Source organism: Chitinophaga sp. HK235, from assembly GCF_018255755.1.
Taxonomy (GTDB): Bacteria; Bacteroidota; Bacteroidia; order Chitinophagales; family Chitinophagaceae; genus Chitinophaga.
The window spans coordinates 2,617,927-2,630,280 of the sequence record NZ_CP073766.1 but is presented as its reverse complement, the minus strand read 5'-3'; the positions used below and the strand labels follow the sequence as shown (position 1 = coordinate 2,630,280).

General features: G+C 49.9%; 8 protein-coding genes. 7 read left to right on the top strand and 1 reads right to left on the bottom strand.

The window, feature by feature from the left end; all coding sequences use genetic code 11:
- Positions 1-157: 157 nt before the first annotated feature.
- Positions 158-943: a DeoR/GlpR family DNA-binding transcription regulator gene (locus tag KD145_RS08780; protein WP_249219771.1), complete on the bottom strand. Its 786-nt coding sequence runs from the start codon at positions 941-943 to the stop codon at positions 158-160.
- A gap of 337 nt (positions 944-1,280) precedes the next feature.
- Here KD145_RS08780 and KD145_RS08775 point away from each other — a divergent pair, with 337 nt between their 5' ends.
- The 7 genes from KD145_RS08775 (at position 1,281) to KD145_RS08745 (ending at position 12,309) form a co-directional block, all read left to right on the top strand.
- Positions 1,281-4,448 carry a SusC/RagA family TonB-linked outer membrane protein gene (locus tag KD145_RS08775; RefSeq protein ID WP_212005521.1) on the top strand — a complete coding sequence of 1,056 codons (3,168 nt, stop codon included), beginning with the start codon at positions 1,281-1,283 and terminating at the stop codon, positions 4,446-4,448.
- Positions 4,449-4,472: 24 nt separating this feature from the next.
- Positions 4,473-6,020 (top strand): SusD/RagB family nutrient-binding outer membrane lipoprotein, encoded by a 1,548-nt coding sequence (locus tag KD145_RS08770; RefSeq protein ID WP_212005520.1) that lies wholly within the window; start codon positions 4,473-4,475, stop codon positions 6,018-6,020.
- A gap of 1 nt (position 6,021) precedes the next feature.
- Positions 6,022-8,271 carry a family 20 glycosylhydrolase gene (locus KD145_RS08765; RefSeq protein ID WP_212005519.1) on the top strand — a complete coding sequence of 750 codons (2,250 nt, stop codon included), beginning with the start codon at positions 6,022-6,024 and terminating at the stop codon, positions 8,269-8,271.
- A 48-nt stretch (positions 8,272-8,319) separates the two neighbouring features.
- The gene (locus KD145_RS08760; protein ID WP_212005518.1) at positions 8,320-9,639 is read left to right on the top strand and encodes a gluconate:H+ symporter; all 1,320 of its coding nucleotides are present in this window, start codon (positions 8,320-8,322) and stop codon (positions 9,637-9,639) included.
- 21 nt (positions 9,640-9,660) lie between these two features.
- Entirely contained in the window at positions 9,661-10,128 is a 468-nt protein-coding gene (locus KD145_RS08755) for a RidA family protein (RefSeq protein ID WP_212005517.1), read from the top strand.
- Between the two features lie 61 nt (positions 10,129-10,189).
- Entirely contained in the window at positions 10,190-11,227 is a 1,038-nt protein-coding gene (locus KD145_RS08750) for a sugar kinase (protein ID WP_212005516.1), read from the top strand.
- Positions 11,228-11,238: 11 nt separating this feature from the next.
- A complete protein-coding gene (locus KD145_RS08745; protein ID WP_212005515.1) occupies positions 11,239-12,309 on the top strand; it encodes a dipeptidase in 1,071 nt (356 codons plus the stop codon).
- The last annotated feature ends 45 nt before the right edge of the window (positions 12,310-12,354 follow it).

Here is a 12,354-nt window from a genome sequence, read left to right as displayed (position 1 = left end):
GCGAGGATTGCGTACAGACGTTGGGGTTATATTTTAAAAAAAAAGAAGTATCGTGTAACCGTGCCCGTACTACAGGGTGGAGGCAAGGCCGAGGAGTTCAATAGAATTGATGTATTTCACGTAGGGATATGTTATCCCATAAAAGTAGTCATATTTTTTACAGTATCTGCAGGCCTTTGGTTTTATATCCCTGCAGGGCTTCGCTGCCGGCGGGCAATTCGGTGATGAGATAGTGGATGTCCTGCAGGTCAGCGATTTTCATTTTCATGGAGGTGTTGAGTTTTTCGCTGATGGCGAGGATGGCCACTTTGTCGGCTGCTTTGATCATGGCTTTTTTCACCTGGATGGTTTCCCAGTCGGCATCGGTGAGGCCGTTGACAGGATCGATGGCATTGGTGCCGATGATGCAGAGGTCAGCTTTGATGTTGGAGAGGTATTCAAATACTTCGCCGCTCACAGTCATCTGGCTGTAGGCAGATATTTGTCCGCCTATCACGATGGTTTTGATCATGGGCTTGTCCAGCAGTTCTACTGCGGAGAGCACATTGACGGTGATAAAGGTGGCGCGCAGGGTGGGCGGTATTTTTTTGATGAACTCACGGATGGTGGTGCCGCCGCCGATGAGTACAATCATGTCGTCACGCAGCAGCTGCAGCGTTTTTTCAGCGATGACCAGTTTGTTATTCTGCGCATAGGTTTCGGATTCATGGCCGTAGTGGTAGGCGATAGACATGGCGCCGCCTTTGATCTTCACTACTTCCCCGTCATCGGCCAGTTCGTTGACATCACGGCGGATGGTATCTTCAGAGACATTAATCAGACTTACCAGTTCACTGTAAGTGATCCGGGTGTGAATATTCACTTGTTGTATGATGAGTTGTTTCCTGGATTTTTTTGTGAGGGAAACCGGAGGAACATGGTCCTGTGTATTCATACTATCCATAGCATCTGATAAATTCAAAAGGTGATGATAGACAAAAAAAACTGTATATGCAAAAAATGCGATGGGTCTTTTTTGCATGCCATAACATGGGTTGAGGACAAAAATAGAAGATCAGAGACAATTTTGCACTTTTGGAGCGAAAAATAATTTTTGTTGCAGAATTTGATAATATTAAATGATTGATTGGTAGTTTTTTAGAGAGAAATTAAAGATTTGTGAAGATAGTTTTTTGCATTATTTGCAAATAAATTTTGCGAATTATTTGCAGTTTTGGCAGGAATAGCTATTTTTAACCCCGTAATTTCCGCATTATTTGAAGAACTATCAACCAAACCACATGATGAAAAATATCATAAGAGTGGCCTCCTTACCGAAGATATTCCTGCCACTATTAGGCCTGTTATTTTCTGTATGTAGCTATGCCCAGTCTGACCTGATATCCGGTACCGTCACCAGCGCAGCCGACGGTCAGAAAATTATCGGAGCCTCCGTCTCACTCGTTGGTGCCAAAGGCATCGGTGCCCTGACCGACGAAACAGGTAAATTCTCCGTTAAAATACCAGCCACCTTCACCGGCGAACTTACAATCGCCGTCACTTTTGTAGGCTTCGAAAGAAAAGAAGTAAAAGTAACGAGAGGACAATCCAACATCAGCATCCACCTGGAAACCAACACCAAAGCCCTTGGAGAACTGGTAGTCACCGCTCTCGGCATCAAAAAGGAAAAAAAGGCACTGGCCTATGCTGTTACAGAAGTAAAAGGCAGTGACTTCACCCAGGCCCGCGAAATCAACGTGGCAGACGCTCTCACCGGTAAGATAGCCGGCGTGAACGCCTCCAGCCTCGCCAGCGGCCCCGGTGGCTCCAGCCGCGTAATCATCCGTGGCAACGGCTCCCTCAACGGCGATAACCAGCCACTGTATGTAGTCAACGGCATGCCTATCGACAACACCACCCAAAGCGCCGTGATCAGCGGTGCTTCCAACGGTCTCAACTACGACCGCGGCGATGGTATCGCAGGCATCAATCCCGACGATATCGAAACCATCACCGTACTGAAAGGTGGTCCCGCTGCCGCCCTCTATGGTGCCCGAGCTTCCAACGGTGTGATCCTCATCACCACCAAAAAAGGCGTTACCCAGAAAGGCATTGGCGTAGATTACAACACCACCTTCACCGTAGAGACACCTGCCATCATCCCTGACTGGCAATACGAATACGGCTCCGGTGAAAATGGTATTAAACCCGCCAGCCAATCCAAAGCTATCGCCGCCGGCCGCCTCTCCTGGGGCCCTAAAATTGATGGCAGCGATGTTGTGCAGTTCGATGGCGTAGCACGTCCTTATGTAGCCCAGAAAAACAACATCAAAAATTTCTATAAAACCGGCAACACTTTCACCAACACACTGGCTTTCTCCGGAGGCAACGAAAACACAAAATATCGTGTATCCCTCTCCGATATGAACAACCATAGTCTGGTGCCTAATCAGTCACTCAACAAAAAAATCGGTTCTGTCAGCATCTTCTCCAACCTCAGCAAACGCCTTACCATAGAGGCTTATGCTCAGTACAACATCGAGAAGGCCAAAAACAGAAGCAGCGTTTCTGACGCGCCTGGTAATGTCAACTGGGGTACCTACATGATGGCCAACACTGTTGACATCCGCAATCTCAATCCCGGCTATAACGCCGATGACAAGGAAGTAGAGTGGAACCCTTCGGGTTTTGCCTCCAACCCTTACTTTGTAGCTAACCGCTTTCGTAACAACGATGACCGCAAACGTTTTATCGGTAATGCCAGCATCAAATACAACCTGCTGGACAACCTGTTCGTACGCGGTCGTGTAAGCCATGATTATCTGAACATCAATTATGTTGGTATAGTGCCTACCGGAACACTCTTCGCTCCAAAAGGCCTATACCAGCAGTACAACACCATCAGCACCGAAACTAACGGTGAACTGACCATCAACTACCAGGGCAAACTGAGCCGCGATTTCGGTCTTACCGCCATGGCCGGAGGTAACAGACGCAAAACCATCTCCGATGCCGTGAACCTCAATGGTACCGACTTCTTCGCACCCGGCTTTTATGATCCTTCCAATGTGGTAAGCCTGAATACCACTAATGTCAACCAGCGCCAGGCGACCAACTCGCTCTTCGGCTCTGTGGACCTGTCTTTCAGAGATATGTTGTTTATCACTGCCACCGGCCGTAACGACTGGTTCTCTACCTTGTCAACGCACAACAACAATATCTTCTATCCTTCCGTAGGCGCCAGCTTCCTCCTGTCTGAAGCCATTAAAATGCCTTCCTGGATGAACTACGCCAAAGTACGCACCTCCTGGGCTCAGGTAGGCGGCGCCACTCCGCAGCCTTACATCCTCAGACAGACCTATTCCGTTTTGTCTGGTGGCGGCCACCTCGGACAGCCCCTGCAAACGCCCACCCCAACCACCCCTCAGGGTGTCGGCTCCGGACTGTTCCAGGCACCCAACCCTAACCTGAAACCTTTGCTCTCTACTACCTTTGAAGCCGGTATCGAAGCACGCATGCTCAACAATCGCCTGTCTGCCGACATTACCGTATACAGCCGCAAAACCACCAACGATATCATGCAGGCTGCTATCTCCCCGGCTTCCGGCTATAACTTCGCCATCCTCAACGTAGGCGAAATGAGCAACAAAGGCATCGAAGTATTGCTCACCGGTGTTCCCATCAAAAAGAAGGACTTCTCCTGGGACCTGAGTTACAACATGGCCTACAATAAAAATGAAGTGGTGAAACTCACGGAAGGTATCAACAGCCTTCAGCTCGATGTGAGCGTTAACAGTTACGCCTATATTTTTGCGGAGATCGGAAAACCATACAGCACCATCAAAGGCTTTAAAGTGCTGAAAGATGCAGCCGGCAATACCGTGTATGATAAAAATACCGGCTATGAAATGCGTACGGCGCTCACTGACCTCGGCACCGGTGTATCTCCTTTCTCTGCGGGTATCACCAACAACTTTACCTATAAACGCTTTAACCTGAGTTTCCTGATAGACGGTAAATTTGGTGGTCATGTGTATTCCGCTACCAACTTGTATGCTACCCGTTTTGGTCTCAACAAGATCACACTGCCGGGCAGGGAAGATGGTCTTACGGTAAATGGTGTTGATCAGGATGGTAAACCTTTCAGCAAAACCTTTACCTACGCTACCGGTTTACAACAGTATTACGATAACTTCAAAAATCTCTCTGAGAAATTTGTATACGATGCCAGCTTCATCAAACTGCGTCAGGTGGTACTGAGCTATAATGTTCCGGCGAAAGTGTTCTCCTTCGCCAGACTGCAGTCAGCCACTGTGTCCTTCGTAGCCAGGAATCTGTTTTTCCTGTATAAGAATGCGCCCAATATCGATCCGGAATCAACCTTCAGCAACTCCAATGCACAAGGCTTTGAAATGTTCGGCGTGCCCCGTACCCGGAGCTATGGCGTCAACCTGCAGGTAAAACTTTAGTTCATTCTTAAAAATTGTAAGCTCATGCAACGTATTGCCAGATATAAATTCATTCTTCTTTTAGGGGCTGTACTGGGATTGTCTTCCTGTGACAAGGGTTTTGAAGCGCTCAACGTCAATCCCAACGCTTCCGAAAAGCCTAATGTCGATCTGCTGTTCACACAAAGTCTGCTGAAAGGCAACCTGCCGCTGGACCGCGCCTACTTCTTCGCCTCTTACCTGCATTGCGGTACCTATATCCAGCACTTTGCCATCGCCAAGGAGATCGCTGGTTCAGGCGCCGGCGATAAATATGCCGTTAATGATTTTTACCAGAGCTTTTATTACCGTAACGTATATACGAATACGGTTACCACACTGGCAGAAATCATAGAAGCGGCCAAAGGACCGGAGAACGTCAACAAACTCTCCGTAGCCCGTATCTGGAGAGCGCTGATCATGCAGCGTATCACCGACCTGTATGGAGACGTGCCTTACAGCGAAGCTAACCGCGGTAAATATGATCTGTTTCAGCCTAAATACGATCCGCAGGAAGACATTTATGCCGGCCTGCTGAAAGAAGTGGACGAAGCTATCAAAGCATTTGATCCTTCCAAGCCTACCTATGGCAACGCCGACCTGATCTACAAAGGCAATATCGCCCAGTGGAAAAAATTTGGTTACTCCCTCATGCTGCGTCTGGCGATGCGTACCACGCGTGCTACCAGCACTAAGGTGGTCGCCAAAGACTGGGCCCAGAAAGCCATTGCCGGCGGTGTGATCACCGATGCAGCAGACATTGCTGTTATGAGATACTCCAACGGACCACAGACCTATAACAACAATCCCATTGCTTTTGAACTGGTAAATCAGGACTATACTACCAGTTCCAAAGGAGCCAGTAATCAGGAATGGGGCAAATTCAGCAAAACGTTTATCGACTTCCTGAAAAATAATAATGACCCACGCCTGGGCGTAGTATCTGTAGTGTGGACCAACGGTGCACCCGACACAACTGCAGCCCTGCAGAAAGGAATGGCCAACGGTTCTGATGTAAAACCAGCCAACCCGGCTTCTTACTCTGAGCCCAATCCGGCTACCATCCTCAACTACAGCTCTCCCTTACTGGTGATGACTAACGCCGAAATGAACTTCCTGCTCAGTGAAGTAGCGCTGCGTGGCTGGGGCACCGGCGATGTGGCTCAGCTGTACAACAACGGCGTTACCGCGGCACTCCGCAACTGGGGCCAGTTTGGTGCTGCCGGCGTGATCGCGCCCGCAAGGATCGATCAGTATGTAGCAGAGCACGCACTCAATACCGGCGGAACTTTCGATCAGCAGATGGAACAGATCCATACGCAGTTCTGGGCTGCCCTGCTGCTCGATGAACAGGAAGCCTATGCCAACTGGAGACGTACCGGTTATCCGGTACTGGTACCTGTGAAATACACCGGTAATGTTACCAACGGCACTATCCCGCGCAGACTGCCTTATTCCCAGACAGAACAGGGTATCAACGGCACTAACTACAACGATGCCGTGAAAAGACAGGGTCCGGATTTATTAACAACCAGAATGTGGTGGGATAAATAGTATGAGACGCATTTTCCTTTTTTCTGTATTCATAACGGTTCATACATGCCTCTTCGCACAAAAGAATCGGGTCGCCTCACCGGCGGCCCTGATTCCTTTGCCGGTGGCAGCTTCCTGGACGTCCAGCAGCGCTTTTATTACTGCCAACGCGGAAATAAAGGCTATGGCAGGTCTGGAAAAAGAAGCCGCCCTGTTGCGGGAATACATAGGTGCAGCCGTCAACCGGCCATCTGCTAATCGTCAGGCTGCTATTATTCTGTCGCTGGATACCGTGCAGGTAAAACAGCCGGAAGGTTATCTGCTGAACATCAGCGCTCCGCAGATAAAACTCACGGCGCATGATGCGGCCGGTATAGGCCATGGTATCGCTACCCTGCGCCAGCTGTGGCACCCTGCCACCGCAGGAGGGCTGGTAGTGCCGGGAGCTGTTATCACCGACTATCCCCGTTTTGCATACCGGGGCATGCACCTGGATGTGGGCCGGCATTTTTTTTCGGTGGATTTTGTCAAACAGTTCATCGATCAGCTGGCGTTTTACAAGATCAACAACTTCCACTGGCATCTTACCGATGATCAGGGATGGCGGATGGAAATAAAAAAGTATCCCGCTTTGCAATCAGTGTCCGCCTGGCGCGCACAAACCATGATCGGGCATAAGAAGGAACTGCCTCATCGCTTCGATGGCAAAAGATACGGTGGCTACTATACGCAGGAACAGATCAAAGAAGTGATTGCCTATGCCGCAGCCAGACATATCAATGTGATACCGGAAATAGAAATGCCGGGGCATGCACTGGCCGCACTGGCTGCCTACCCTTCACTGGGATGTACCGGCGGACCTTACAAAACAGCTGAGTTCTGGGGTGTTTTCGATGATGTGTTCTGTGCGGGAAAAGACAGCACCTTTATTTTCCTCCAGGATGTGCTGGATGAAGTGATCGCCCTGTTTCCTTCTACGTATATCCATATAGGTGGGGATGAATGCCCCAAGGTGAAATGGAAACAATGCGCCGCCTGTCAGCAGCGCATGAAAGCCCAGCACCTGCCTGATGAAGCGGCCTTGCAGAGTTATTTTATCCGTCGTATCAGCGATTATGTACGTAGTAAAGGTCGTCGTATTATTGGCTGGGACGAGATACTGGAGGGTGGCCTGGCACCGGGTGCGGTAGTGATGAGCTGGAGAGGGGTGGAGGGCGCTGTATCGGCTGCTAAGCAGCAACAGCAAGTGATCATGACACCGGAAGATGAGTTGTATTTCGATCATTATCAGTCTTTATATCCCGAAGAAAAAACAGCTGCCGGCGGTTATACGCCGTTGGAGGAAGTGTATGCCTATGAACCCTTGAAAGCAGCAGGCGATACTGCGTTGTTGCCCTATATTTCAGGCATACAGGGAGAGATCTGGAGCGAATATCTTTCTACACCTGAACATGCCAACTATATGATTTATCCCCGTCTGCAGGCAATGGCCGAAAGAGCCTGGTCACCTATGCAGGTGCGGAACTACGATCAGTTTACCCGGCGGCTGGAAGCCCTTACCGGCAACGGCTATACGACCTGGCATGAGATTAATTATGCACTGGACAGCCTTGCAAAAGGAAAGCTGTATGTATCATTGCGTTCACAGCTGAAGGGGGCTACTATCCGTTATACCACAGATGGCAGTACACCGGTGGCAGCCAGTCCGGCTTACAAGGGCCGTATACTGCTGACCCGCAGCTGTACCCTTCAGGCCATGCTTTTCGTACAGGGCAAGCCCGTAGGGCGTTTGTTCCATCAGCCTTTTGAGATATATAAATCTACCGGCGCGCTGATCACACTGCAGCAGCCGCCCAATACAAAACATAACGGTGATGCTACTACGCTGGTGAATGGTATAGCAGGTACCCATCGTTTTAATGATCAGCAGTGGCTGGGTTTCTCGGCCAGAGATCTGCATGCGTTTATTGACCTGGGTAGTAAGCAGGAAATAAAGCTGCTGGGCGCCAATGTGCTCAACTATCACTGGCAGCGTATGTGGGAGCCGGCCAGCCTTTCGTTTGAAGTGTCTGCAGACGGAAAACATTATGAGCGTGTAGCCGTGGCAGATAGTTTCCCGGTGAATGGTATCAATCAAATACGTTTATCCATCAGGCCGGTACAGGCAAGATATATAAAAGTGACCGCTGTCAACAAAGGTGTTATCCCTGCCGGAGGCTACGGTGCCGGCGGCAACAGTATGTTGCTGGCTGACGAAATTATTGTTAACTAAATGCTGTCGTACATAACTTTTCCACGTTAGCATTACAATTTTGACGACATGGCATTTCTGATCGTTGTTTTATGCATCCTGGTACTGATTGTACTGGTGACGCTGGCCAGGTTCAATGCCTTTCTGGCTTTCCTGATTGTTTCGGCGCTGGCGGGCTGGTGGCTGGGCATGCCTGTTGCCAAAATCACGGCTTCCCTGCAGAAAGGGATCGGTGATACGATGGGAGGGCTGCTGATCATCATCACCCTGGGTGCTATGCTGGGCAAGCTGGTGGCGGAAAGCGGGGCTGCCCGTTGTATAGCCGGTAGTCTGATTCGTTTGTTTGGCACCCGCTATATACAATGGGCCTTGCTGATAGCCGGATTTATCATCGGCATACCACTTTATTATGGCGTGGGTTTTGTGTTGCTGGTTCCTTTGATCTTTTCTGTGGTCTACCAATATAAGCTGCCGGCGGTATACATCGGTTTACCAACGCTGGCGGCTTTATCTATCACGCATGGGTTTCTCCCGCCGCATCCTTCACCGGTAGCGCTGGTCACGCAGTTTCATGCAGACATGGGATTGACGCTCATATATGGGCTGGTAGTAGCTATTCCGGCTTTACTGGTGGCCGGCCCTTTGTTTGCCCGCTATCTGAAAAAAATGCCGGCAGAGCCTTCATCACTTTTTCAGACTACTGACAACGAACCTGCAATGATGCCAGGTGCAGCCAACAGCTTTATCACTGCACTGCTGCCGGTATTGCTGCTGATACTGATGACGGGGCTGCAACATCTGACCCGTCAGGGCACTGGGATGCACAGTTTTCTGGTGTTTGCAGGTGATGCGCCGGTGGTGATGTTATTCTGTCTGCTGGTAGCCACTTTTTCACTGGGTGTGTTTCAGCGTCGCCCGATAAAGGTAGTGATGGGCATTTATTCGGAGGCCGTAAAAGACATCGTCATGGTGATGCTGATTATTGCCGGTGCTGGTGCTTTAAAGCAGGTGCTGGCGGACAGCGGGGTGAGTGAACAGATTGCAGTGGCTATGCGTTCCTGGCATATACCAGTGCTGGTATTGGGTTGGCTGATGGCTGCCGTGATACGGGCCTGTATAGGATCGGCTACCGTTGCGGGTATTACGGCTGCCGGCATGATGGCGCCACTCGTTGCCGCCGGGCAGGTAGACCCCAATCTGATGGTATTGTCTGTTGGCGCCGGCAGTCTGATGTTTTCACATGTCAACGATGCCGGTTTCTGGATGTTCAGAGAATATTTCAACATCAGCATAAAAAATACACTCCTTTCATGGTCCGTGATGGAAACAATAGTAGGCATCGTGGGACTGCTGGGAGTATTGGCACTTAATATACTCATCACAGGTTAAAACAATTTTAAACCAGTACATATGGAAAACAAAGCAGAAGAAAAATTAGCGTCATTAGGGTTGGAACTGCCACCCGCACCAACACCACTGGGCGTTTATAAACCTTATCTGATAGATGGTAAATATCTGTACCTGTCAGGTCATGGTCCGGTACAATCCGATAAGTCGCTGATCATCGGCCGTATAGGACGGGAGCTGGATATGGAAGCGGGCAAACTCGCTGCCAGACAGGTAGGGTTAACTATGTTGTCTACCATCAAAACACATGTGGGTAGCCTCGACAAAGTAAAAAGAGTGATCAAGGTATTGGGCATGGTCAACTGTACACCGGAATTTGAGCGTCATCCCTATATCATCAATGGTTGCAGTGAGTTGTTTGCTGCAATCTGGGGTGAAGAAAACGGTATCGGCGTAAGAAGCGCTGTAGGCTTTGGATCACTGCCTGACAATATTCCGGTGGAGATAGAAGCCTTGTTTGAATTGTATTAATATCATCTGCAGCGGATGCAGATGACAGGGAAAATATTATCTTTCCCTTAAATTATGGATCATGCAAAAGCGGGATGGAAAAACAGCAGTCCGGTTGGCGGCTTTCGGAGAATTTCTGTTAAGACTTCACAGTAATACAGGAAAACGTTTCAGTCAGTCGGACGGATATATTCCTTACTATGCCGGTGCGGAAGCCAATGTATGTGTGCTGTTGTCGCGCCTGGGCATGCAAGCGGAATATATCACCCGTGTGCCGGATAATGACCTTGCCGCTACAGGGATACAACTGCTGAAAAGCCATGGTGTCGGTACCGGAAAGATACAGTATGGAGGAGACAGGCTGGGTTTATATTTTACAGAATCGGGCAATGGTATTCGTCCCGGACGTGTGATCTATGACAGGGCTGGTTCTTCTTTTGCCACGCTGCAACCCGGGGATATCGCCTGGCAGCCGTTGCTGGAGGAAGTGGATGTGTTTCACTGGTCTGGTGTGGCCGCCGCTTTATCTGCCAGTAGTGCCGCTGTCTGCAGGGAAGCGCTGGAAGCAGCACTTGATGCGGGGCTTACCATCTCTTCGGATTTTAATTACCGTGCCACACTCTGGAAATACGGACAACATCCGTCTGCCGTCATGCCAGCTTTATTACAACACAGCGATCTGACTGTGGCTGACCTGGATGCCGTAAACGTGTATTATAATATTGAAACAGACAAACAGCTGCCGCTGGAACAAAGGTTTCAGCAATGCCATGAACAGCTGCGCCGGCATATGCCCCGTCTGAAAACACTGGCCATGAGTTTCCGCAAGGTACAGGGCAATCAGATGGTCTACTTCGGCGCACTGGCCAAGGATGAACAGTATTATTTTGCAGAAGGGTTTACCATCCCGCAGGTCACCGACCAGATCGGCACCGGCGATGCCTTTACAGCAGGCATCCTGTTTGGCATGATGAACAATTATCCGCCGCAACAGACCATCGACTTTGCCACCGCCTGTGGTACGCTCAAACAAAGCATCCATGGCGACTGGGCACTTATCAATAAACAGGAAGTAACAGAACTGATGCTCAACGGCCCGTCCGGAAGAATAGTTCGCTAATTTGACACATTATGTTTACGATCGATGCACACCTGGATCTTAGCATGAATGCTATGGAATGGAACAGGGACCTGCAGCTGCCTGTTGACGCCATCCGTAGCAGGGAAGCCGGACAAAACGATAAACCCGACCGCGGTAAAGGCGTCGTGTCTTTCCCGGAACTGAGAAAAGGAAATATAGGCCTGGTAGTGGCCACTCAGATAGCCCGTTACGTAGCGCCGGACAACAACCTGCCGGGATGGTATTCTCCGCAGCAGGCCTGGTCACAGACACAGGGCCAGCTGGCCTGGTATAAAGCCATGGAAGAAGCAGGAGAGATAATCATGATTAAAGATAAACAGGGGTTGGAACAACACCTGGCTTATTGGAATGATGGTACTCCCAACGATAAAAAACGGATTGGTTATATACTCAGCCTCGAAGGCGCCGATTCACTCGTAACCGTAGGACACCTGGAAAGGGCTTATCACGCTGGATTGCGTGCTGTAGGTCCTGCGCATTACGGGCCCGGACGTTATGCCAACGGCACCGATGCTACCGGTCATCTCAATGAACAGGGGCGCCAGCTGTTGAAGGAAATGGAAAAGCTCAATATCATACTGGATGCTACCCACCTCTGCGACGATGCCTTCTGGGATGCCATGGACCTCTTCAACGGCCCTGTATGGGCCAGCCACAACAACTGCCGCACACTGGTAAACCATAACCGCCAGTTCAGTGACGACATGATCAAAACGCTGATACAGAAAGGCGCAGTGATCGGTGGTGCACTCGACGCCTGGATGATGGTGCCGGGCTGGATCCGGTTCCAGTCCACCCCTGAAACGATGAACTGTAACCTCGAAAAGATGGTCGATCATCTGGATCATATCTGCCAGATCGCTGGTAATTCCCTTCACGTAGGCATCGGCTCCGATCTCGATGGAGCCTTCGGAAAAGAACAGTGTCCCTATGACCTGGAAACAATTGCTGACCTGCAATCCCTGCCGGTATTGCTTTCCAAACGGGGATATACCGCCGCTGACATTGAAAATGTCATGCATGGCAACTGGCTGCGCTTTCTGCGTAATGCCTGGAAATAACGCACGCAAAAAAGATTTAAATAACAAAGCAGCAAAGAACGCTCA